Annotated in this window: 22 protein-coding genes; 11 read left to right on the forward strand and 11 right to left on the reverse strand. The window is 56.4% G+C overall.

Annotated elements, in window-relative coordinates:
- Nucleotides 1-169: 169 nt before the first annotated feature.
- From GN111_RS22635 to GN111_RS22650, 4 genes are all read right to left on the reverse strand, one after another.
- Nucleotides 170-1,054, reverse strand: a complete 885-nt coding sequence (locus GN111_RS22635; RefSeq protein WP_155305932.1) for a branched-chain amino acid ABC transporter permease — start codon at nt 1,052-1,054, stop codon at nt 170-172.
- A gap of 5 nt (nt 1,055-1,059) precedes the next feature.
- Nucleotides 1,060-3,000, reverse strand: coding sequence for an AMP-binding protein (locus GN111_RS22640; protein ID WP_155305933.1), 1,941 nt, complete (start codon nt 2,998-3,000; stop codon nt 1,060-1,062).
- Nucleotides 2,984-3,805: an ABC transporter ATP-binding protein gene (locus tag GN111_RS22645; protein WP_197740402.1), complete on the reverse strand. Its 822-nt coding sequence runs from the start codon at nt 3,803-3,805 to the stop codon at nt 2,984-2,986. Before GN111_RS22645 ends, GN111_RS22640 begins: the two co-directional genes overlap by 17 nt.
- A gap of 165 nt (nt 3,806-3,970) precedes the next feature.
- A complete protein-coding gene (locus GN111_RS22650) occupies nt 3,971-5,488 on the reverse strand; it encodes a PAS domain S-box protein (RefSeq protein ID WP_155305934.1) in 1,518 nt (505 codons plus the stop codon).
- Between the two features lie 381 nt (nt 5,489-5,869).
- Here GN111_RS22650 and GN111_RS22655 point away from each other — a divergent pair, with 381 nt between their 5' ends.
- The 6 genes from GN111_RS22655 to GN111_RS22680 all read left to right on the forward strand — a co-directional run bounded on the left by GN111_RS22655 (nt 5,870) and on the right by GN111_RS22680 (nt 10,429).
- A complete protein-coding gene (locus GN111_RS22655) occupies nt 5,870-6,148 on the forward strand; it encodes an HPr family phosphocarrier protein (protein ID WP_155305935.1) in 279 nt (92 codons plus the stop codon).
- The gene (ptsP, locus tag GN111_RS22660; RefSeq protein ID WP_155305936.1) at nt 6,149-7,927 is read left to right on the forward strand and encodes a phosphoenolpyruvate--protein phosphotransferase; all 1,779 of its coding nucleotides are present in this window, start codon (nt 6,149-6,151) and stop codon (nt 7,925-7,927) included.
- A gap of 2 nt (nt 7,928-7,929) precedes the next feature.
- Nucleotides 7,930-8,391 carry an SsrA-binding protein SmpB gene (smpB, locus tag GN111_RS22665; RefSeq protein ID WP_155305937.1) on the forward strand — a complete coding sequence of 154 codons (462 nt, stop codon included), beginning with the start codon at nt 7,930-7,932 and terminating at the stop codon, nt 8,389-8,391.
- 73 nt (nt 8,392-8,464) lie between these two features.
- Nucleotides 8,465-8,989, forward strand: coding sequence for a DUF2062 domain-containing protein (locus GN111_RS22670; RefSeq protein ID WP_170302417.1), 525 nt, complete (start codon nt 8,465-8,467; stop codon nt 8,987-8,989).
- Entirely contained in the window at nt 8,986-9,852 is an 867-nt protein-coding gene (rsmA, locus tag GN111_RS22675; RefSeq protein ID WP_155305939.1) for a 16S rRNA (adenine(1518)-N(6)/adenine(1519)-N(6))-dimethyltransferase RsmA, read from the forward strand. The genes GN111_RS22670 and rsmA overlap by 4 nt, the downstream gene beginning before the upstream one ends.
- A 1-nt stretch (nt 9,853) precedes the next feature.
- A complete protein-coding gene (locus tag GN111_RS22680; RefSeq protein ID WP_155305940.1) occupies nt 9,854-10,429 on the forward strand; it encodes a response regulator in 576 nt (191 codons plus the stop codon).
- Between the two features lie 60 nt (nt 10,430-10,489).
- Here GN111_RS22680 and tsaA read toward each other — a convergent pair whose 3' ends face one another.
- Nucleotides 10,490-11,209, reverse strand: a complete 720-nt coding sequence (tsaA, locus tag GN111_RS22685; protein WP_155305941.1) for a tRNA (N6-threonylcarbamoyladenosine(37)-N6)-methyltransferase TrmO — start codon at nt 11,207-11,209, stop codon at nt 10,490-10,492.
- 250 nt (nt 11,210-11,459) lie between these two features.
- On the opposite strand from tsaA, the gene GN111_RS22690 reads away from it, so the two are divergent.
- The gene (locus tag GN111_RS22690) at nt 11,460-12,131 is read left to right on the forward strand and encodes a tellurite resistance TerB family protein (protein ID WP_155305942.1); all 672 of its coding nucleotides are present in this window, start codon (nt 11,460-11,462) and stop codon (nt 12,129-12,131) included.
- Between the two features lie 13 nt (nt 12,132-12,144).
- Nucleotides 12,145-13,155, forward strand: a complete 1,011-nt coding sequence (locus GN111_RS22695) for a TIGR00266 family protein (protein ID WP_155305943.1) — start codon at nt 12,145-12,147, stop codon at nt 13,153-13,155.
- A gap of 141 nt (nt 13,156-13,296) precedes the next feature.
- Here the strand turns inward: GN111_RS22695 and GN111_RS22700 are convergent, their stop codons facing one another.
- Genes GN111_RS22700 through GN111_RS22710 form a run of 3 tightly spaced genes read right to left on the reverse strand, consistent with a single transcriptional unit; the run spans nt 13,297 to nt 16,282 of the window.
- Nucleotides 13,297-14,952: an acyl-CoA synthetase gene (locus GN111_RS22700; RefSeq protein ID WP_155305944.1), complete on the reverse strand. Its 1,656-nt coding sequence runs from the start codon at nt 14,950-14,952 to the stop codon at nt 13,297-13,299.
- A 44-nt stretch (nt 14,953-14,996) separates the two neighbouring features.
- On the reverse strand, nt 14,997-16,016 hold the full coding sequence (locus tag GN111_RS22705) for a YheT family hydrolase (RefSeq protein WP_170302418.1): 1,020 nt from the start codon (nt 16,014-16,016) through the stop codon (nt 14,997-14,999).
- Complete coding sequence (locus tag GN111_RS22710) at nt 16,013-16,282, reverse strand: TFIIB-type zinc ribbon-containing protein (protein WP_155305946.1); 270 nt, start codon at nt 16,280-16,282, stop codon at nt 16,013-16,015. The genes GN111_RS22705 and GN111_RS22710 overlap by 4 nt, the downstream gene beginning before the upstream one ends.
- A gap of 235 nt (nt 16,283-16,517) precedes the next feature.
- Between GN111_RS22710 and GN111_RS22715 the strand changes: the two genes are divergently transcribed.
- Together GN111_RS22715 and GN111_RS22720 are read left to right on the forward strand one after the other, a co-directional pair.
- Nucleotides 16,518-17,894: a TrpB-like pyridoxal phosphate-dependent enzyme gene (locus GN111_RS22715; RefSeq protein WP_155305947.1), complete on the forward strand. Its 1,377-nt coding sequence runs from the start codon at nt 16,518-16,520 to the stop codon at nt 17,892-17,894.
- Nucleotides 17,894-18,160, forward strand: a complete 267-nt coding sequence (locus tag GN111_RS22720) for a hypothetical protein (protein WP_155305948.1) — start codon at nt 17,894-17,896, stop codon at nt 18,158-18,160. The genes GN111_RS22715 and GN111_RS22720 overlap by 1 nt, the downstream gene beginning before the upstream one ends.
- Before the next feature lie 191 nt (nt 18,161-18,351).
- On the opposite strand, the gene GN111_RS22725 is transcribed toward GN111_RS22720, so the two are convergent.
- Nucleotides 18,352-18,996 (reverse strand): TetR/AcrR family transcriptional regulator, encoded by a 645-nt coding sequence (locus GN111_RS22725; RefSeq protein ID WP_155305949.1) that lies wholly within the window; start codon nt 18,994-18,996, stop codon nt 18,352-18,354.
- 170 nt (nt 18,997-19,166) lie between these two features.
- On the opposite strand from GN111_RS22725, the gene GN111_RS22730 reads away from it, so the two are divergent.
- Nucleotides 19,167-20,414: an aldo/keto reductase gene (locus GN111_RS22730; protein WP_155305950.1), complete on the forward strand. Its 1,248-nt coding sequence runs from the start codon at nt 19,167-19,169 to the stop codon at nt 20,412-20,414.
- A 164-nt stretch (nt 20,415-20,578) separates the two neighbouring features.
- Here the strand turns inward: GN111_RS22730 and GN111_RS22735 are convergent, their stop codons facing one another.
- Together GN111_RS22735 and GN111_RS22740 are read right to left on the reverse strand one after the other, a co-directional pair.
- Entirely contained in the window at nt 20,579-21,934 is a 1,356-nt protein-coding gene (locus tag GN111_RS22735) for a solute carrier family 23 protein (RefSeq protein ID WP_197740403.1), read from the reverse strand.
- Between the two features lie 102 nt (nt 21,935-22,036).
- Nucleotides 22,037-23,647, reverse strand: coding sequence for a long-chain-fatty-acid--CoA ligase (locus GN111_RS22740; RefSeq protein WP_155305951.1), 1,611 nt, complete (start codon nt 23,645-23,647; stop codon nt 22,037-22,039).
- Nucleotides 23,648-23,653 lie beyond the last annotated feature (6 nt).

Consider the following 23,653-nt stretch of genomic DNA (forward strand, 5'->3'; position numbering starts at 1 on the left):
AACCCCTAAAAATTGGTTTATTGTAATTGGCGTCTGTCCGAAAATAGGCCAATTGGTTCGAGATCAAGGCTTTCGAAAAATTTTACCGGAGACATATAGTTGATATTTCGAGGATAAAATTTTTCGTATAACGCAGATATCGGGGCAATTGGACATTTTTGGATGATCACTACACTCTTTCGATCCGCTCCCATCCCCATAGCCCATAAGGCTTGAAAAGCAGAAAGATTGCCATGAAGACAAACGGTGCGATTTCCTTGACGGCCCCCGGAAAATAGCGGTCCAGATAGGCACCGCACAGATTCTGCAGCACGCCGATAATGATGCCGCCGACAATGGCGCCGGGCACGGAATTGAGGCCGCCCAGCACTACGGCGGGCAGCACCAGCAGACCGAGATAGCCGACGGAGATGTTCAGGCCGTTGATATTGCCAAGCAGTGTGCCGCCTACACCGGCAGCCATGAAAGCGATGGCCCAGGCCGTCGCATAGACGAAGCGGGCGCTGACCCCCACGGAAAGCGCGGCCATCTCATCGTCCGCCGTGGCCTGCATGGCCAGGCCCCAGCGGGTGTATTTAAAGAAGCAGACGAAAACGACCAGCAGGATCATGGCGGCGATAAAACTCCACAGGTAAACCTGCCCGATGATCAAAGGGCCGACGTGGATCGGCTCGATGGAGAAGACCGGCGGGTCAAAGACCCGCGTATCGGTGCCCCAGATGAATTCGACGGTGCCCTTGAAGAAAAAGGAGAGTCCCACGGTCACCATGATGACCGTCAGCACCGGTTCGCCGATCAGTTTGTCCAGAAAAATGCGTTCGGTCAGGATGCCCAGAACAAACCCGATGATCAGCGAAAAGGCCAGGGCCAGCAAAAAGGGCACGCCCATGGAATAAAAGCTGAGCGACACATAGGCGCCGATGAGCGTCATCTCCCCCATGGCAAGGTTCAGCACCCCGGAGCATTTGTAAATCAGCACCCATCCCAGGGCCACCAGGGCGTAAATCCCGCCCACCATGATGCCTGTCGTGATCGTCATGAAAAACAGTTCCATTGATCTTATTCCTCAAGGTGAATGATTGTCATATCGGTTTTGATGTGGGCCTCGCGGCCGTCTTCGTATTTGATCGTGGTGTCGATATGCACGCTGTCGCTATCCGCATAGAGGGCCTCGACGATTTCCTGGTAGCGCTTCTCCACGAAGGCGCGGCGAAGTTTGCGGGTGCGGGTCAACTCGTCGTCGTCCGCATCGAATTCTTTATAAAGATTGGTAAATTTGGCCACTTTGGCCGCATCGGGAAGATCCTTGTTGGCCTGGCGGATCTGGTTTTCCACCAACTGGTAAACTTCCGGCTTCTGGGACAGTTCCTGGTAGCTGGTGTAATTGAGCTTTTTCTCGTCGGCCCATTTGCCGACCACATTGTAGTCGATGCACAGTACCGCAGTGATGTAGTCTTTTTTATCGCCGATCACCCAGGAATCCCGGATGTAGGGGCTGAACTTCAAACGGGTTTCCAGGTATTGGGGAGAAAAGGGCTTTCCGTCCCTCAAGGTGAAGACGTCCTTGGTACGGTCGAAGACCACCAGATGGCCGTCGTCGTCGATAAACCCCTTGTCGTCGGAGTGGAGCCACCCGTCCACCAGGGCTTCTTCCGTGGCCTCCGGGTTCTTGTAGTAGCCGAGGAAGACGGACGAACTGCGGGTGATGATCTCCCCGTCCTCGGTGATCTTGATCTCGGTGCCGGGGATGGGATGCCCGACGGTATCGAACTTGATGTCTCCGTCCCGATGAACCACCGAGATGCCGGCCACTTCGGTCTGACCGTAGATTTGCTTGAGGTTGACCCCCAGGGCGTGAAAAAAGCGAAAATGATCGGGCCCCATGGCCGCCCCGCCGGTATAGGCATGCCGTACCCGGGAGAGCCCCAGGTGATCCTTGAGTTTCTTCTGAACGGTCACATAGGCGAGCCATTCGAGGGCTTTCCAGTAGAAGGGTACCGGCTTTTTCTTGAATTTCAGATCGGCTACGTAATAGCCGATCTTGGCGGAGAGATTGAAAAGATGACGCTTGGTCCAACTGGCGTCCAGGTGCTTGACCTGAACCGACCGGGTCATCTGTTCGTACATGCGCGGGGGGGCGAACATCACGTGGGGGCCGATTTCACGGATGTTCTCCTGGGCGGTTTCCGGCTCCTCGGGAAAATTGAGGGTATAGCCGATCTGCAGTCCGCAGGAGATGGACATCATCTGCTCGCCGATCCAGGCAAAAGGCAGGTAGGAAACGTAGTCGTCCGTGTCGTAGCAGGGGTCCACGGCCATCAGGTGCTGACCCATGGTGAGCATGTTGTTGTGGGAGAGAAGTGCGCCCTTGGGCAGCGAAGTGGTTCCCGAGGTGTAAAAAAGCAGGGCGACATCATCCCCGTGTCCCCGGTCGATCATTTTTTCGAAAAGGTCGGGCTGTTCTTTTTCGAGTTGCCGGCCCCTGTCCATGACCGCCTTGAAGCTGGTCAGATAATCCTGGTGATAGTTGCGCATCCCCTTGGGATCGTCCCAGATGACATTTTTCAGCTTGGGGCACTCGTTGATGATGGAGATGGCTTTGTCCACCTCCTCCTGCCCCTCTCCGAACAGGAATTTGGTATCCGAATGGTCGAGGATATATTTGACTTCGTCGATGAGACAATCCTGGAACAGCCATACCGCCACTCCGCCGGCGCAAAGGGTGGCCATTTCGGCCCAAAGGCCCTCGGGGCGGTTGTCGCCGATCATGGCGACCTTGTCGCCCGGCTCCAGTCCCATGTGAATCAGGCCCAGGCTGAGGTACTTGACGTTGTCGAAATAGTCCTGCCAGGTGATGGGCCGCCAGAGGCCGAACTCTTTTTCCCGCATGGCCACCCGGTTTTCGCCGTATCGCTGGGCCTGTTGGTAGAACAGCTTCTGAATGGTCAATTCCCTGGTAATTTCCACACTACCGGTCTCCGTATTATGCGCGTGTTGCATACAGATCCTCTTCACCCAGATAGGCTTTGATCACTTCCGGATTGTTCTGAACTTCCTCCGGGGTGCCATCCATGATCATATTTCCGAAATTCAGAACGAACACCCGATTGGACAGGTCCATCACGACGCCCATGTCGTGCTCGACCAGCAGGCAGGTCACCCGCCACCGTTTTTCTTCGTTCACATCGAGGATAAAGCGGGCCATATCCTCGACCTCTTCAAGGTTGAGACCGGCCAGCGGTTCGTCCAGAATGAGCAATTCTGGTTCCAACGCCAGGGCCCGGCCCAGTTCGACACGTTTTTGCAGGCCATAGGGGAGCATGCCGACCGGTTTGTGGCGGATCTGTTCGATCTCCAGCAGGTCGATGATTTCCTCCTCGATGAAGGTCCGGTGTTCGATCTCCTCTTTCTTGGTTTTGCCCAGATAGAGGGCGCCGTTCAAAATACCCGAGCGATAGTGGACATGCCGGCCCAGCCGGATGTTGTCCAGCACGGTCATGCCGCCGAAAACCTCAACCTTCTGAAACGTGCGGGCCATGCCCAGCTTGGCCCGCTCATAGGGCTTGAGCGAATTGATGGAACGGCCCCTGTAGCGGATAGCGCCCTTTTGGGGGCGGTAAAGGCCGCTGATAATGTTCATCATTACCGTCTTGCCGGCCCCGTTTGGCCCGATAACAGAATGAATCTCACCTTTTCGGATGGTCAGATCGATCCCGGACAGGGCCGCCACTTTTCCAAAATGCATGTGGATGCCTTCAAGCTCGAGAAGGGCCTCCCCTTCTTTGATCTCATCTGCGTTTCCCAACAGCGCGCCTCCATTTTCAAAGGTCTGACAGGATTAAACTTGCGGTGGAATAAGAAATTGAATTCTGTTCATAAGATGATTGCGTCTTCCATGATTGTGTTAAACACCGGTTTGCGGCGTTCTGTCAAGTTGATAAAATAGCGGGTAAGTAGTGGGGAAAAACCACTACTCCTCGTAGGACAAGAGATGGGTCCTGAGATTGATTTTTTTGTTTTTCAGCCCGAGCTTGGTTCGGATATGGTGCCGGTGGAACAGAACAGTATTCTTTGAAATCAATAACAATTCGGCAATTTCTTTATTGGTCTTGCCTTCTTTGATGAGATTGGCCACGCGGATCTCCGCAGGCGTGAAATTCAGGTATCGGGAAGAGAGCTTGCTGATAAACGGCGAAATGATATTGTCGAGATTGGACTGCATAATTTCGATCAATGTCTGCTGATGGGGCTCCAGACGCCCCCGCTTCAAGCGCATCAGGTAGGGCGTGACCAGTTCCTTGACACTGGAAAGAACGTTTTCCTGCATTTCGCGTTTGTCTTCTTCCCGTTTTTTCAGCAGCACCCGCAGTGCCGTGTTCACCTCTTCGAGATGGTCGGACTGGGCTCGCAAGGCCGCTTCCGCCCGCTTGCGCTCCTCGATCTGCTGTTTCAGGCGGCGGTTCGCGTCGGCCAGTTCCGCCGTTCGCTCCTGAACGAGTTCTTCCAGCTGGTCATGGTACTGCTGGAGGGCCTCTTCCGCCTTTTTACGGTCGCTGATATCGCGAAGGGTGACGATGTTGCCCGTCGGCCGGCCGTTTTGATCCTGAAACAGGGTGGAGCTGATCTGGACGTCCAGCACCTGGCCGTTTTTGGCCAGGCGTTTGGTTTCGAACATGGTGATCTTACCGCCGCTGAGCATGCGGTCGATGGCGGCCTTGGTTTCCGGCCAGCACTCTTCCGGAACGAAATCGATCTGTTTGCCCAGCAATTCGTGCCGAGAGCGACCGAAGGTCTGTTCGAAGGCGGGGTTGATATAGGTCGCGATGCCCTGCATGTTGTAAACCACGATGGGATCCGGGGAGGACTCGAGAAAAGACCGGTACATCTGTTCGCTCTCACGGATGCGGGCTTCCGCTTTTTTCCGTTCGGCCAGTTCCCGGGTGACCGTGCTGTAGAGAGTGGCTTTTTCCAGTGCCAGCAGGGCCAGGGCGGCAAAGCGTTCCAGGGCTGTGACGTCTTCTTCGTCGAACTGCCGACCGGGTTCGACATGGGCCAGACCGATGACCCCCTGAACCTGACGATCGGATTTCAGCGGAATGCCGACGATGCACCGCAAGCGATCCAGAGACGGATCGTGCAGGCGTCCCGGCCAGTTGCGGTAGTCGCTGACCAGTTGGGGGCTTTCCGTCTTCCAGACCGTCCCGCCCATCCCCTGGCCCTTGCGCACGGCCAACCCCAGTTGCCCGGCGAAAAGTCCCTTGCCCACGCGCATTTCCATCACCTGGGCCTCGGGTGAAAGCAGGTAGATATAACCATGGGCCGTACCGGTGAGATCGGCCGCCCTTTCGATGATCGTTTCGAGCAGTTCTTCGGTGTCGATCTTGTCGAGAAGCCCCAGAGCGGTTTCATGCAGCGCCCGCAAAGACGCATTTTGGCGCTCGACGGCAGGGTCTGCGGAATTTGGAGTGAAACCGGGCTGAAGTGGCATTGGGCCTCCGGGTGAACCGAACGGCACGTTCAGACAAGGATTGAATGGACAGGGGTGATCCGTTGGCACAACGTCGAACGATCACCGCCTTTTCGGTCAAACGGCGATCCTTTTCCAATAACATTGCAACGGGAACGCGTACCCTGTCGGCTGAAGTTTGTATATCCTGCTTGAATTTAAAAATAATCAGCGTATCCACAAGGCCGGGTGTTGTCAATGTTTACGCGTTGACATCGTCCTTGCAGGTTGGTAAATAAATACGTTTCAGTAAAGGGAGAGTTCCCTTTTTTTGTTTTTTGGAACGCCGGCAGAACGATTCGACCGTCGCTCTTTCGAATTCGTTGCGGCGCGGGGGTCGGTTTTCCACAACGGTTGTACATCATGGATGACATTAAATCCAGAACCTTGATCATTGTCAATGACCTGGGACTGCATGCCAGGTCGGCGGCCAAACTGGCCAAACTGGCCGAAGGGGCCGGCAAAGGGGTTTGGATCCAGAAAAACGGTGAAACGGCGGATGCCACGTCCATGCTGGACATCATGACACTGGCCTGCCCCAAAGGAACTGAAATTACCGTCCGTATTGAAGACGAAGCGGATATGGACACACTGGACCGCATCGCCGCGTTGATTCGTTCCGGGTTTGGAGAAGATTCATAAATGAAAGATCAGGACGCCACCGAAGTCATCCTCAGAGGTATCGGCGGATCCCCGGGGATCTGCATCGGCAAAGCATATCTCGTGGACAAAGAGGGCGTGGACGTCGTTAAACAATACGTGCTCCGGGAGGAAGCCGTGCCCGCCGAAGTGGGGCGCTTTAAGACAGCGGTCAAAAAAGCCCAGGAGGCGCTGCGCCGGATTATCGACGAAACGCCCGAAGAGTTTCGCCAGCATGCCCAGATTCTGGAAACCCACACGGTCCTGCTGGAAGACAAATTGCTGTACGACCGAACCATCGAAGTGATCGAAAAAGAAAAGGTCAATGCCGAATGGGCGCTCAAGAAGGTGGTCTCCCTGGTCAAGCCCATGTTCGAGAACATGTCCGACGACTACCTCAAGCAGCGGGCCGAAGACATCACCCATGTGTCGGATCGCATCATGGAAAATCTGGTGGGTGCGGATCAGGTGAATATCGCCCACATCGACAAGCGGGTGATCCTGGTGGCGCGGGACCTGAGCCCGGCGGAAACCAGCCAGATTCAGCTCGAGCGGATCAAGGGATTCGTCACCAATCGCGGCGGGCGGGCGTCCCACACCAGCATCATTGCCCAGACCCTCCAGATTCCTGCTGTTTTGGGTGTTGGCAATGCCACCATGGAAATAAAAAACGACGATATTATCATTGTGGACGGCAAGGCCGGCATCGTCGTGGTCAACCCGACCGAGCAGACCTTGCTGGAAACCGAGGAGCGCCGGGAACGTTACGAAATTCAGAAGGCGTTGATGGTCCGTAAAAGCCACCTGCCCGCCCAGACCGAGGACGGCATACGCATCCCGGTGATGGGCAACATCGAGCTTCCCGAAGAGGTCGTCTCGGTGCTGGACCACGGCGGTGACGGCATCGGGTTGTACCGGACGGAGTTTCAATATCTCAGTCGGCCGGATTTTCCCGGTGAAGATGTCCTTTTCGAAAATTACAAAGACGTGATCGACGTGATGGGGGATCGCCCGGTAACCATCCGGACCCTGGACATCAACGGCGACAAGGCGGTGAATTATATCCGCGACACCCGGGAACTCAACCCGGCGCTGGGGCTCAGGGCGATCCGGTATTGTCTGAAAAAACCCGAAATTTTCAAAACCCAGTTGCGCGCCATCTTAAGAGCTGCCGCCTATGGCAACGTCCGGATCCTCATCCCCATGATTTCGGGGATAGCGGAGGTCGAGCAGGCCATGGCGATGCTGGACGAGGCGGCCGACAGCCTGATACGGCAGGGGTTTGCTTACAAGCGGGACGTCCCCGTCGGAATCATGATCGAAGTCCCTTCAGCCGTGATCACCGCAGACATCCTGGCGGAAAAGGTCGATTTTTTCAGCATCGGCACCAACGACCTGATCCAGTATACCCTGGCCATCGACCGCAACAACCGGCATGTGGCCCACCTACACCAGCCGCTGCACCCGGCCATCTTGTGGATGATCAAGCGAACCTGCGATGCGGCCAGGGCCAAGGGCATCCAGACATACATGTGCGGTGAGATGGCCGCAGAACCTCTCTTTGCACCCATTTTGCTGGGGCTGGGCGTGGATGAACTGAGCATGAACCCCCAGGCCATCCCCATGGTAAAAGACGCCATTCGGTCGATCAATACCGAAAATGTCGCACCTTTCATCGAAAAGGCAATGACCATGACCACCTGCGCAGCGGTCCAGGAACTGTTGGAACGTTCCTTCGGTGAAGCGGTCGGGAGGCTCGAACCCGACCTTGAGGAGCTATAGCCGTGGGCAATCATCGCATCAAGCTGGTGGCCGAAAACCGCAAGGCCCGTCACGATTACATTATCGAGGACCGCTATGAAGCCGGGATCGTGCTGGTGGGCACCGAGGTGAAATCCCTGAGAATGGGCAAGGCCAACCTCAAGGATTCCTACGCCCGGATCAAAAACGGAGAGGTCTTCGTCTACCAGATGCATATCGGCGCCTACCCGTTTGCCTATTACAACAACCACGATCCACTGCGTCCGCGAAAACTTCTGCTGCACCGGCACGAAATCAAAAAGCTCTACGGCAAGGTCAATGAAAAGGGATACGCGCTCATTCCGTTGAAACTCTATTTCAAAGAAGGCAAGGCCAAGCTCGATCTGGCACTGGCCAGGGGCAAGCAGAGCCATGACAAACGGGAAACCATTCGGCGACGCGACCAGAAGCGGGAACTGGATCGGGAACGCAAAAACAATCGTTAACGCCGAAATGAAGGGTATTTCCGGTATTCGTAAATCGTACCGGGATTTTCCGGCAGGAGCGCCCCTGGCGACCATGAAATCAACGCGTATCCCTTACAAGAAAAAACCCCCGGTGTTCACGGGCCCCAGGGCGCGGTTCGCCCAGATGCTGGTTCGGCTTCGCCAGTTGGAGGGCAACCCGCATCACCTTGCCCTGGGAATGGCGGTGGGCATTTTTGTTTCCATCATGCCCATCATTCCGTTTCAAACCCTTATCGCCGTTGGCCTGGCTTTTATCGTTCGGGGAAGCAAATCGGCGGCGTTTCTGGGCACCTGGTTGAGCAACCCATTGACCATACCGTTGGTCTATTATGTCAATTACAAATTGGGGTGTTTTTTGCTGGGCTACCAGGCCACCTTGAACAACATCGCTTTCGACTCGTTATCCCAGCTGATGGAACTGGGGGTCGAGGTATTCATGGCCATGATGGTCGGCGGTGCTGTGATCGGCGCGTTGTTGGGTGTGGTGACCTATTTTCTGACCTTACGCGGTTTTATTATTCTCCGGCGCCAGTCTCGTCACACGAGAAAAGCGGCAGGACCGGGAGTCGGGTCGTGACTTCTCCGCGGGCCCTGCTCACCGCCTGGAACATCCGGGCGAAAAAGCAGTTGGGCCAGAATTTTCTCAACGATCCCAACCTGGCCCGAGCCATTGTCGAAAAGGCCGGCTTGAACAGCGACGACGTGGTGCTGGAGATCGGCCCCGGCCTGGGGGCCATCACCGTTCCGGCGGCCAAGGCTGCCCGCCGGGTCATCGCCGTGGACAAAGATGGCCGTATCATCGATCTGCTGCACACGGAGTTGATGGCCGCCGGCATCCACAACGTCGAAATCCGGGAGGCGGACATTCTGCGGGTGGACCTGGCCTCTATCCATCGGGATGCCAGCCGGCAGCTGGTGGTGATGGGCAACCTGCCCTACAATATTTCATCTCAGGTCGTTGTGCAGTTGATCCACGCCAGACGCTGCGTGGACAGGGCGGTACTCATGCTCCAGAAAGAGATGGCCCAGCGTATCTGTGCGGAGCCGGGATCGAGGGACTATGGCCGCCTGTCCGTGATGCTGGGATATTGCGCCCAAACGCAAGTTTTGATGCCGGTGCGGGCATCCCTCTTTTTCCCGGCCCCCAAGATCGACTCCACGGTTATCGGCATCCGGTTTGCCGACCCGCCGCCCGTTCGTGCCGACGATGAGGGGCTGTTGTTTCGGGTGATCAAAGCCGCCTTTGGCAAACGGAGAAAAACGCTGCGCAACGCATTGTCCCAAAGCGAGCTGAAGCTGGATGCCGCCACCTGCCAGCGGCTCCTGACCGAAGCGCAAATCGATCCCATGCGACGGGCGGAAACCCTTAGCGTGCCAGGATTTGTCCGCTTGAGCAATACCATCGGCAACCATTGCCGCCTAACGGAAAAGGGCCCTTAATATGCGCAAGTACAGAATCTTATTGGTCGACGACGATCCATTCATTCTGACCGGCATCGGCAAGGATCTCGAAAGCAGCGGCTACGACGTTACACCGGCAAAGAGCGGGGAGCGAGCCATCGAACTGATGGAAAGCGGTCATTTCGATATGGTGATAACGGATCTGGTGATGGGCCGCATCGACGGCATCGAGGTGCTCAAGACGGCCAAGGCCAAAAATCCGCAAACCATGGTTCTCATTCTCACCGGCTATGGGGACATGGCGTCGGCCATTGATGCCCTCAGGCTGGACGCCGACGATTACCTCCTCAAACCCTGCGAACCCGACGAGTTGAAGCTGCGGGTGGCCAGCTATTTCGAACGCCTCGAGTTGAAGCGCAAGCTCAAGCTTTACGAAACGATACTGCCCGTCTGCTGTGTCTGTAAAAAAATCCGTGATGACGGCGGTCGCGAGCCGGGCACCGGAAAGTGGATGACCGTAGAAAATTACATCTGGCGGAAGGCAGGGATCGCCCCTACCTCAACCTATTGTCCCGAATGTGCCGCCGCCACCAAGAAAGAGATCGGCATCGCATAGATCCGAAGGACGGCTCCGGTAGTTTTGCTCCAACCCTTGATTCCACCCGTATCTTATATTTCAATCCTTAGTGTCGATTTCGATTGCCTGCACGATGATTTCTCTGTCGTCGATCCGCCAGCGAACGTTGACGTTGTATAGCCGAAGACCGAATTCTTCGCGGTCGGTGTGCTGGTCCACATAAGCGGGCCGGGGATCGGCCCCCAGCACCTGCTCGAGCAGTTCTTCGAAACCGGGATGCGTCTTTTCCAGTTCCGTGAGGGCTTTTTTTGCCGTCGGGCACCAGGCGACCGGGAGATCGTTTTTTGGCGGCCGGTCGGCGAATCCGCCGCAGGCCCGGGGAATGGCATCGGCATAGGGCAGGTACGGTTTGATGTCCAGCACCGGCGTCTGGTCCAGCAGATCGATGCCGGACAGTTCCAGCAGCAGCTTGCCGTTTTGCCGGCGGATGCCCTCCAGAGACACGGCGGACATGCCGATGGGATTGGGGCGGAACCCGGAACGGGTGGCAAAGACGCCGGTCCGCCGGTTGCCCCCCAGGCGGGGCGGACGAACGGTCGGTCGCCATTTTCCTGCGGGAATACCGTGGAAGACAAAAAGAACCCACAGATGAGAGAATTCATCCAGATCCCTGAAGGCTTCGTCATGGTCATAGGGTGAGAAGACCTCCAGCATGGCCCGGGCAGCGGTCACCAGCCCCGGCTGCCGGGGAATGCCGAATTTTTCGGTGAAGCATGAACGGATCACGCCGATGGGATGATAAGTAAAATCCGGTTCCATGGGCCTCCTTTACGATTTTTCCGATTTCATACTGTCAGGAATAAGCGCCGGCGTTCCCGGCGGTCTTGCCGGTGATGTTTTTTGGGACGATATCACACCTTACGATTCAAAAACAGCGGTCCGGCAGGCAGCCAAAATCTCCTTGACAGTCCGTCGCCCCTCATTCAGAATTTGGATGAAAACGTTCTTATCGGTATTCGCCAACGGTTGTCATAAAAATATCGAAACAATATGAAAAGGGAGAACCATTATGTTTAATGCGGAAAGACTTCTCGGCGGCCTGATTCGCAGCAGCACACGAGGCAGCCGCGGCGGGCTCGGCGGTCTGGTGTCAAGTGGCGCGGCCCTTGGCGCTTTGGGGGTCGCCATGGAAGCGTTTGAGCATTTCGTGAGCAAACCCAAGAATGTCGGGACCCCGCCAGCGGTGCCCGGCTCTCCACCGTCCATGCCCGGCGCCCCACAGCCGCCCCCGCCGACACCGGGCGGTCCGTCGTCGTCGCCTCCGCCGCCTCCCATGCCGGGCCAGGCCGCCGCGCCGCCCCCACTTTCGCCATCTTCCGGCAAAGCGCCCGACAACGCGGATGCGGTGCTTCTGATTCGGGCCATGATCGCCGCCGCCAACGCCGATGGCACCATCGACGAAACGGAGCGCAACGCGATTCTAGAGCGACTGAGAACCGTCGACCTGTCACCCGAGGAGCAGGCCTTTGTCACCCAAGAACTGTTCTCACCGGCGGATCTGGACACCATTGTCGCCGGCGTCCATTCTTCGGAACTGGCCCGCCAGGTGTATGCCGTTTCGCTGATGGCCATCGAGGTAGATACGGATCGGGAGCGGCAATACATGCAAAACCTGGCCAACCGGATGAATCTCGACGGCCAGACGGTGGAGCAAATCGAGCGCAGCCTGGAACTAGAATAAGGAGGACTCCAACATGACCCAATGGTATCTGAGTGTTGACGGCAATCAGGTGGGCCCCATGGACCTTGCTCAGGCCGTGGCCCAGGCCCGACAGAATCCCAACGGCCATGCCTGGCGGGAGGGGTTTGCCGACTGGCAGCCCATTGCCAGCATCGACGAACTCAATCCGTTACCCGGTGCTCCGGTACCGGCGCCACCGCCGGCCGCCGTCCGATCGGGAGCCGATGAAATCGATTATAAAATTTTCGGGGCAGAGATGCAATTCGTAGAAGTGGAACTGGATCCCGGCGAGAGTGCCGTGGCGGAAGCCGGTGCCATGATGTACAAGGGTAGTCAGGTGGACATGCAGACGGTCTTCGGAGACGGGTCGGCACCTTCCGGAGGTGGTGGGGGGGGGTTCATGGACAAGCTGGTGGGCGCCGGCAAACGGCTGATTACCGGTGAAAGCCTCTTCATGACGGTATTCACCCACACGGGGCAGGGTAAGGCCCACGTGGCCTTCGGAGCCCCCTATCCGGGCAATATCATTCCCGTGCCCCTGACCAGCGTCAACGGCTGCCTGATCTGCCAGAAAGACAGCTTTCTTTGCGCGGCCAAGGGCGTTTCCATCGGAATCCACATGCAGAAGAAAATTCTCACCGGCTTGTTCGGCGGCGAGGGATTCATCATGCAGAAGCTGGAAGGCGACGGCATGGTTTTCGTGCACGCCGGCGGTACCGTAGTGGAGCGCCAGCTTCAGCAAGGCGAGGTGCTGGATGTGGACACCGGATGCATCGTGGCTCTGGAACAGAGCGTGCATTTCGACATCCGCCAGGCGGGCAACATCAAGACGGCCCTGTTCGGAGGGGAAGGTCTCTTTTTTGCCACACTCCACGGACCGGGCAAGATATGGCTTCAGTCTCTGCCGTTCTCGCGTTTGGCCGGGCGCATGCTTCAGGCGGCACCGCAAAAGGGCGGCAGCCGCGGTGAAGGCTCGCTGCTGGGCTCCCTCGGCGGATTGCTCGACGGGGACAACCGTTTCTAGTATTGCCACCCGGCGGCTTGACTCCCCAAAGAGTGCCATTTTGGTAGAGATCGGATTGACGTCGATAGAAGATTAATAAAGGGCCGGGCACAGTGCGCTGTGCCCGGCCCTAATATTGTTCTGCCCATAATGGGATGTTGCCTATTTCGAAAACAACCCTTTGTAGGTCTGCCGCATATCCCGTTTCAAGATTTTTCCAGTGGGCGTTTTGGGAAGTGCATCGATGAACACCACCTTTTTGGGTACCTTGAAAGCCGCCAGGTTCTCCCGGCATAAGGCAACGATTTCATCTTCGGTGATCGTTTCGCCGGCCCGGCAAACCACAACGGCCGTCACCGCCTCCACCCACTTGGCGTGGTCCAAGCCGATTACGGCCACTTCTTCCACCCGCTGGTCCTGGTAGATCACTTCTTCCACTTCCCGGGTGGAGACATTCTCGCCGCCGGTTTTGATCATGTCCTTTTTGCGGTCCACCACCGAAATATAGCGATCCTCGTCCAGAACGCCAATATCTCCGGAGTGAAACCATCCGCCTTTCATGGCCTCTTCGGTCTTCTCAGGGTCCTTGAAATACATGATCATGGCGTGGGGGCCCTTGCCGCAGATTTCACCGGGCGTTCCGACGGTTTCAATGGGATTGCCCGTTTCGTCTTCCAGTCGGGTTTCCATGTTCAGGCCGCCCATACCGGCGGAGCCCAGCTTGGTCATGGCGTCTTCGGCCTTGAGGATGGTGTGGTACGGCGCCAGTTCGGTCTGGCCATAGTAATTGTAAATCTTGGCTCCCGGCAGCCGCTTGAGCATCTCCTTGAGAACTTCCACCGGCATGATGGATGCGCCGTAATAGCATTTTTTAAGCCTCGAAAGGTCAAATTTGTCAAAATCCGGATGGCGCAGCATGCCGATCCAGACCGTGGGCGGGGCAAAAAACATGGTGGCCCGGTTTTCGGCGATGGATTTCAGGATCTCGCCGATATCCGGTGCGATCAGGATGTTGGTCCCACCCACCCAGAAAATTGGATTCATGAACACGTCCCGCTGGGCGCAGTGGTAGATGGGAAGGGCATTGACACTGATGTCGTCCGAATCGTATCGGCCGTCGATGATGGCGCCCATGTACTGGGCCATAAGGGCCTGGTTGCTGATGATGACGCCCTTGGGGAGCGATTCCGTGCCGCTGGTGTAGGTCATCTGGCAGGGATCCTCGATGTGAAGCAGAACACCGGGCTCATCGTCGGGAAAGGCCTTGTACCAGGTCTCGAAATCCTTGAATCGGTCGTCGGGCGGGGCCTGGCCGGCCATGTCGTCGGACCAGATCAGGGTGTCGACGGATTTCATCTCGTCCAGCACGTCGACGACCAGTTCGTACAGGGCGTCTTCCACGATAAAGACCCGGCTTTCGGAATGATCGATGCAGTAGGAAATGTCTTTGCCTCTCAACAGATAGTTGATGGCCAGGTAGACCGCACCGATTTTGCAGCAGCCCAGCCAGGTGAGAACATGGTGGCGGGTGTTGTGGGCTAAAATGGCCACCCGGTCGTATTTTTTGACGCCCAGATCCAGCAGGGCGTTGGCCACCCGGTTGCTTTCCGATTCCAGTTCCCGGTAGGTCAGGGATGTTTTACCGAAAATGAGCGCCTTTTTATCCGGGTAGTGATAAGCACTCCTGCGGATCATGTCTGCGATGACCCACCGGTTCACCCGGTTGTAGCGATCCATGAGAAAATCGAGATTCTCTTCGTTCAGAACGTTGAATCTCGATTTGTCCGCCGCCGATAAGGATGGTGCGTTTCCAGACATGGAACCCTCTCTTTCTCCTAAAAAGATTGAAAACGGAACGCGCTTCAGGCGACCTTTAGGAAGGCCTCCATCATTACCTTCTCGTACCAGCCGTTCAACCGCCATCCCTCCAGAAAACCGTTGTGTCCGCCATAGGGCTGGACCAACAGGCGGGTAGCGTCGCTGGTGTGCAGATCGTAAAAATCCTCTACGGGAATGATGGGGTCGTCTTTGGCGGTGATGATGATGGTGGGTACGTTTATTGTGGCAAGATCGCCGTCGAGCAGGGTGTAGCCTTTAAAGTACTCCCGGGCACTGCCGTATTCGCTGTAGCGGGCCAGCAGTCGCTCGGTCATTTCGCGAATGTTGTCGACATCCATCAGGGAAGAAAAGTCGTAGCGGCCCGGATAGAGCCCCTGTTTGACAGACAAGGATCGGCGCCACTTCTTGAGGAAATATTTCAGGATCAGCCGGGTGTCGTCGATGCGGTCGGTGGCTTTGTCCGGATCGATAACCGGACTGACGCTGACCACCTGTTTCAGGTTTTCGATGGGCTCCTGCGCGCATTTGCGGGCGATGCGCAACGCAAAGTTGCCTCCCAGGGAGAAGCCGGCCAGAAAAACCGGTTTGCCTTCCTCCGCAGCGCAGATCTGGCGCACGGCGTCGAATACTTCGTCCAGCAGCACCGCGTAGAAGAGGCCGGTGTTGAGGTGATGGCTGGGGCCGTGGTCGCGCAGGTTCAACCGGAAAACGTCAAATCCCTGATTGTAAAGAAAACGGCCCGTGGTGCGGATGTAGGTTGAATTCGAACTGCCTTCCCAACCGTGGATGAGAATTGCCAGACCCTTATTGTGGGGGCGGGGCTGCCGGCTGACATAACCCAGCAGGCGCACCCCTTCTGCGGTGGTGAGAACGACCTCATGGGCCACATCGACCATGGGGTTTTTCCCCAGGGCCCGCAGCTTGGCACTGGCCAGAACGGTCTGGATGCCGGTCGGCTTGAGAAAAAACGGCGGATTCAGGTCGGCGCAGGTCGGGAAAAGGGGCTCCTTTGTCGATTGCTCTGATCGGTTCACAGGGATCATGCGTTCAGCTTCTTTAAGGCCTGGGCCATTTCTTCTTCTGTAATTTTTTTCAGCATCCGCTGGGTGCAGCGCGGGCATCGGGTTCCGGAAAGATCCTCCTTGGTGCGGGTGAGATGGCCGCAATTCATACACTGCCAGGGATCGCCGGCACTTTTGTCCCGGGCCGTGGCGCTGATCAGTGGTGCCATGCAGCCGGTTGCCGTTACCATGGCGCCCACTGCCAGGATGGCGGTCATCAGGTATTTGAAAAATCCCCGTCGGTCCATTGCGTCCTCCATTTTTGTTTTAAAGTGTAGAACAATACCAGTACGGAAATTTAACAGTCAAGGTCATTTTGACTGTCTTTTCGATAGATTTGGCTTCAGCATTTCTATTGACAGAAACATACGATGCGGCGTAAAACCGAGGTCGTTTTCGTACCGGCACCCATTTCGGCAGCAACGACCTGCTTTTCCCGGCATGGCGCCGGACCTTTCTATCGATCACCAAGGAGGAACGTGTATGCAAACCAAGAGCTTTGTTTTGCCCAAGAACGAGATCCCCAGAAAATGGTACAATATTTTGGCCGACATCAAGATGAATCCACCTTTGGGACCCGACGGAAAGCCCGTGAGCCCCGATATGCTGGCGCCGGTTTTTCCCATGAACCTGATCGAACAGGAGGTCAGCTCCGAGCGCTGGATCGACATTCCCGAAGCGGTTCTGGACGTTCTTTCCATCTGGCGGCCGGCGCCCCTGACCCGGGCCACGGCCTTCGAGAAGGCCCTGGGTACACCGGCAAAGATTTATTTCAAAAACGAGGGCATGAGCCCGCCGGGCAGCCACAAGCCCAACACTGCCGTACCCCAGGCCTATTACAACAAGGTTTTCGGCATCGATAACATTACCACCGAGACCGGTGCCGGACAGTGGGGCAGCGCGCTGTCCTTTGCCTGCGCCCAGTACGGATTGACCTGCAAGGTGTTCATGGTGCGCATCAGCTTCGATCAGAAGCCTTACCGCAAAGCCATGATGCAGACCTGGGGCGGCCATTGCATTGCCTCGCCCAGCAGCGAGACCAAGGCCGGCCGCGAGGCCCTGGAAAAAGATCCTGACACGCCCGGCAGCCTGGGCATCGCCATCTCCGAAGCCGTGGAAGCGGCGGTGGGCGACACCAGCGGCAAGACGCGCTATTCGCTGGGCAGCGTGCTCAACCACGTGATGCTGCACCAGACCATCATCGGACTCGAAGCCAAAAAACAGTTCGAAATGGCCGGCGACTATCCGGACATCATCATCGGCTGTGCCGGCGGGGGCAGCAACTTCGCCGGACTGGCCTTCCCCTTTGTCCTGGATAAAATGAACGGCAAACCCATCGAGATCTATCCCGTGGAGCCCAAAGCCTGCCCCACCATGACCCGGGCCCCCTTTGCCTATGACCACGGCGACACGGCCGGGTACACGCCGCTTTTGCCCATGCACAGTCTGGGGCACAATTTCGTGCCCGCGCCCATCCACGCCGGCGGCCTGCGCTACCACGGCATGGCGCCCACCGTCAGCCAACTGGTCAACGAAGGACTGCTGACGCCCAAATCCGTCGGCCAGATGGCGGCATACGAGGCCGGCGTTTTGTGGGCCAGGACCGAGGGATTCATTCCGGCGCCCGAAACCACCAGCGCCATCGCCCAGGTGGTGAAAGAAGCCCGCAAGGCCAAGGAAGAGGGAAAAGAGAAGACCATCGTGTTCAGCTTCAGCGGCCACGGCCTGCTGGATCTGGGCGCCTATGAAAAGTACCTTGCCGGTGAGTTGTCCGACTTCACGCTGGAGGATGCCGAAATCGAAAAGTCTACTGAAATTCTCAAGAATTACCCCACGCCCGAGACGATCAGGAGCCGGTGATGGATGCAGATGCGCTGGAGCGGCGCTGCCCGCGGCTGGGCGGCGACGTCTCATTCGGTTATTGCAAGATCTGTGAAGAGGGAAAATCTCCCTGCTTCAAGGTGTTCGACTGTTGGTGGGAGCGTTTCGATGTGGTGGCCCATATGCAGGCCTGCCTGTCGCCGGAGGCCTTCGAGGCGCTGTCCACCCATCGATCCCCGCCCGCCAAGGTCGCCAGTCTGGTGGATTTGATCCGCCAGGCCCAGGAGCGGGCTGCGCAGGACTGATCAGTGCCCAACCAGAAATGGCCAATTTGCCCGATATCTTTGTTGCGCGAAAAATTTTATCCTCGAAATATCAACCATATGTCTGCGGTAAAATTTTTCGTGCGCCTTGATCTCGACCAAATTTGCCTATTTCTTGATGGGCACAAGTTAACCGTAAAGTCTGGTTTAAGCTGAAAATTGAAAAATAATGGTTAAATGCTCCCCCGAATTAGAGCAGCAACTGCAGCCGTGACCGATTCGGCAAAGTCGGGTTCAAGGACCGTCAGGTTTTGCTTTTTGATGATCTTGCTGATGTGTGGAGGATGGCTTGCAAACTGCCAGAGACCGGTGATCAGAGAGATGATCCACAGGGTAATTTCCGCGCCTTTTTCTTTTGACGTGCCGGGAAAGCTCGCAGAAAATATTTCGCCGGACGCTTTCAGCAGTCCGGCGCTGGCTATTTTCGCCCGGATTAGGGCCTCATCGCCGATGTTTTCCTCTATCACGCTTTTTGCGATGCTGCTCATCATCAGGACATCGGGATTTTTAATCACATGGTTGGTAAAAACCCGGGCAATCTCTTCAGCAGTAAGCTGGCCCTTCCTTTCTTTTACCGGAGCGATGCTGGATTCGAACCACTCCGCAACTTTCTGAAGGTACAGCACCAGAAAGATCTCTTCCTTGGTTTTAAAATAGAGGTACACCGTGCCCTTGGACATTCCGGCCTTGCCGGCGATGCCTGAGACCGTGGGCAACAGACCGCCCTTTTGCTTGAACAGCCGCCATGCCGTATTAAGGATTTTGGTCCTTCTCTTCAGCTTATCTTCTTCGCTTATGGCTCTTTTTTTAATGACCATGGTGTTCTCCCATAGTTGTATTAGCCCTTACCAGAAGCATTTTCAACAAAAACATTAACTGACCAATGGTCATTTAATTCTTTACAACTGACCTTTGGTCAGTTAAATATATTGCTGACCAGCGGTCAGTTGTTTTGCCGTCCCGACGATTATTCAAAAAGGAGGTTGCAATGCTTTACCGAAAAATTCCCAAGACAGGCGACCGTTTGTCCATATTGGGCTTTGGCTGCATGCGCCTGCCCCAGAAGAAGGGGAGGCCGGGCGAAGGAAAGATCGACGAAGAACGCGCTACCCAACAGGTGCGACACGCCATTGACCGGGGTGTGAATTACCTGGACACGGCCATGCCTTATCATGTGGGTGGAAGCGAAGCATTTCTGGGCCGTGCGTTGGCGGACGGATACCGGCAAAAAGTGAAGCTGGCAACCAAGCAGCCCCACTGGCTGGTGAAAAACCGGCAGGACATGGACAAAATTTTAAACACGCAGTTGAAGAATCTGCGTACCGAAACCATCGATTACTACCTGATCCACAACATGTGGGCGGAGAACTGGGAACGGCTTCTTAAACTGGATGTTATCGATTTTTTGGATAAAGCCAAAGCCGACGGACGGATTGGCAATGCCGGGTTTTCATGCCACGCGCCGCTTGAAGAATTCAAAGTGATTGTGGACGGATATGACTGGACCTTCTGCCAGATCCAGTACAATTTTATGGACGAAAATCACCAGGCGGGAACCGAAGGGCTGAAGTACGCCGCGGCCAGGAATCTGGGCCTTATCATCATGGAGCCCCTGCGCGGGGGCAACCTTGTGGGCAAAGTCCCCGGCCGGGTGCAGGAGATATGGGATGAAGCGCAGGTTAAACGCTCACCGGCGGAGTGGGCCCTGCGATGGGTTTGGGACCATCCGGAGGTAACGGTCGTGTTGTCGGGAATGAACGAGGAGGATCATATTGAGGAAAACCTCGCTATTGCGGAAGACGCCCGGCCCGACACCCTGACGGCAGACGAGCTTGCGCTGTACGCGCGGGTGGAAAAGACTTACAGGGAACTGATGAAGGCCCCCAGCACCGGCTGCCATTACTGCATGCCCTGTCCAAAGGGGGTGGATATTCCCGGCTGTTTCGACTGCTACAACCGATACAGCATGTATAACGATCCATCGGCATTGCTGCTTTATATCATGCACATGACGGATATCAAAAACGAAAAACCCTCTCTGGCGTCTCAGTGCGTGGCGTGCGGGAAATGCATGGAGAAATGCCCCCAGGCGCTGCCGATACCCGACTTGCTCGATGAGGTGGCCGACTCTCTTGAAGGCCGTCAGTTTCAGATCATGAAACGCCTGATTGCCGTCTTTTTCACCTTTCAGCGGTGGGGATCGCTGATGAAATCGTGGCGGGTCCGGCGGAGGTGACTGGAGGCAGCATGAACCATTCATGCGTAAAAGATGACGATATGAAAGAAAGAAACAGCAACCGAACCGGGTTTAAACTCCGTATTTGAAGAGCTGAATAAAAAAGGATGGCGTCCGCAACTGGATGCCATCCTTTTTTATCGCTTTATTGTCTAAAACACGGTTCAGGAAGATGTCTCATCGGCGAACGAGAAGAGTTTTCTCTCCATGAGGATATGCAGCAGGATGCCGATACCCAGCCCCCAAGCGGCGCCGTGCATGGCCAGGACAATGGCCATGGTGCCGGCAACGCCCAGTTCCGCCGGATTCTCGATCTGTTTGAACGCGGTAATGATGCACAGGTAGCCGGTGACCACCAGGGTCAAAGACAAACCGATGGGAAGGAAGGGTTTGAAGAAGCTGACCAGCGGCAGGATAAACAGCGCCAGGAATCCGGCGATCCAGAAGGTTCCGCTGCCGCTGAAAATGGAGTCCATTGCCTGCCGGCCCTGGCGGTAGCGGTCCGCCACCGTGGCGGTTACCGCCGTCCAGATGGGTCCCGCCAAACCCGGATAAGGAGCCAGGAACGCGTGCAACACGTTGCGCACGCCGGTTACCAGATGGATGCGGTCGACATCCGTATCCACCTTCTCGTCAGCACGCGTTTCGGCCGAGGCGCTGTTTACCAGCACCGTGCCGACAATGACGTCGCCGAAGGCAATGATATAGGCAATGATGGCGGTGGGCAAGGCCTTGGCAAAAAGATCCGGGCCCGGGAACCCGACAGTAAAGGGAAGGTAGTGCCACATTTCCTTGAAGGCCGGAACCGTAATGCCGAATTGAATATCGGGGACCGGATACTCCTTGACCAGCATTCCGATGCCGATGGCCAGGATCATGGCGGGGACCATGCCGTATTTTCCTAAAAGCTTGGCAAATCCGTTTTTCTGTCGCAGCTTTAAAAATGAGACCGAGAAGAGCATGTAGAAGCAGATCAGCGAGCCCAGTCCGATGGCGATGGGGGTGTTGGGGATGCGTCCACCCATCTTCAGTTCTCCCATGAACGCCGCAACCCCTGCTCCCAGCAGGATGCCCGCTTTTATGGAGGGCGGTACGTTTTTGACCACTTTACTGCTCAGTTTGGTGACGCCAAGCAGAAGAAAGATCGTGGCAACCAGCAACTGGAGAGCAACCAGCGCCTGGATGGCCTCGGGGCCGGGTTCGAACTGAGACAGATACAGCAGCACCACGGGAATGGCCGGCGTGATCCAACCGGGAACCATGGGTACGCCCAAAAACGCCGGCAGCATGAACCCGACGCCGCAGACAAACACATAGGCCAGGGCCACTTCATAGGGCAGTCCCAGATGCTTTTCGAGCAGGGGAATCATGGCCAGGCTCACCACAAAGAGGATCATGGCCTGAACGAACTCCACCCATTCCCAACTGTAGTGGATCAGGGGCAGTCTTATTTTGAAAGGACCCAGCGGCCAGTACGGTTGTTCTTCTCCTTCGTTTCGTTGGTACATGGAAAACGCCATTTTCAGCCTCCTGAAAGTTAGGTGTTAATGAGCCTAAACTCCGGTAGTCGGTACTGTTATTCGATCCGGGTGAGAAAAAAACCTGCCGGTTGTCCGAGGCGGTCAGTTCACCATGCGATCCCTGCCGGCCCATTCTTTTTCCCGCAATTTGAACTTTTGGATCTTGCCGGTGGCGGTTTTCGGCAGTTCGCCGAATTCGACGTATTTGGGGGCCTTGAAGCGCGCCAGGTTTTCCTTGCAGAAGGCGATGATATCCTCGGCCGTCGGAGAGCTGTTGGATTTGGCGACCACGAAGGCCTTGGGAACCTCTCCCCATTTGGTGTCGGGAACCGGAACGACGGCGACTTCGAGAATATCGGGATGGCGGTAGAGAACGTTTTCCACCTCGACGGTGGAGATGTTCTCACCGCCGCTGATAATGATGTCTTTTTTGCGATCCATGATCTGGATGTAATTGTCCGGATGCATCACGGCCAGGTCTCCACTGTGGAACCAGCCGCCCTTGAAGGCGGTTTCGGTGGCCTCCGGATCATTGTAATAGCCAAGCATGACGTTGTTGCCGCGCATGACGATTTCTCCCATGGTCCGGCCGTCGCGGGGAACCGGCTGCATGGTTTCCGGGTTGACGACATCCATGTACTGGGCGACGATATAGGGTACACCCTGGCGGGACTTGAGCTGGGACCGCTCATCAGCCGAAAGGTTGTCCCATTGGGTTTGCCACTGGCATACGCTGTGGGGACCGAAGACCTCGGTCAATCCGTAGGTCTGGGTGATGTTGGCGCCGATGCTTTCCATGTTCTGGATGACCGTGGGCGCAGGAGGCGCACCGGCCGTCATGATTTCGAGCTTTTTCTTCAGTTGGATGCTGTTCTCGGTGGCGTAGGTCGACATGCCGATGAGGATGGTGGGGGCGGCGCAAAGGTGGGTCACCCCTTCCTCGCCCACAATTTTGAAGATCTCTTCCGGAACGACTTTGCGCAGGCAGACGTGGGTGGCCCCCAGGGCCGTGATGCCCCAGGTGAAGCACCAACCGTTGCAGTGAAACATGGGCAGGGTCCACAGGTAAACGGAATTGGCGCTGGTTCCGAACTCGAGCTGTTCTCCAATGGCGTTGAGATAGGCGCCGCGGTGATGGTACATGACGCCTTTGGGCAGTCCGGTCGTGCCGCTGGTGTAGTTGATGGTGGCGATCTGGCGTTCGTTGTCCACCTCTATCGCCACCGGCGAGGGATCGCCCCCGGCCAGAAATTCTTCGTATTCCGGTCCGTCCAGCGGCATTTCGTCACTGACGTCGCAGATATTCACCACGGTATGGACTTTTTTCAGTTGGGACAGAACAGGCCCGATCAATCCGGCGAACTCGTTGTCCACAAACAATGCCTTGGCATCCGAATGGTTGACGATGTATGCGATTTCGTTGGCCGACAGGCGAATGTTGATGCTCACCAGGGCCGCGCCGATCATGGGGACCGCGTAGTGGGCTTCCAGCATGGGGGGCGTATTGGGGCAGATAAACGCCACCTTGTCGCCCTTGCCGATTCCTTTGGCTTTCAGGGCGCTGGCCAACCGGTTGACCCGCTCGTAAAACTGGCGGTAGGTGCGCCGCGTGTCCCCGTAAATCACGGCCTCCTTTTGAGGAAACACCTCGGCGCTGCGCAGCAGGAATTTTACCGGGCTGAGAACATCGTAGTTGACGGAGGATTCACTCATGGCTTC

Origin of the sequence: Desulfosarcina widdelii, assembly GCF_009688965.1 — a bacterium.
GTDB classification, from domain to species: domain Bacteria; phylum Desulfobacterota; class Desulfobacteria; order Desulfobacterales; family Desulfosarcinaceae; genus Desulfosarcina; species Desulfosarcina widdelii.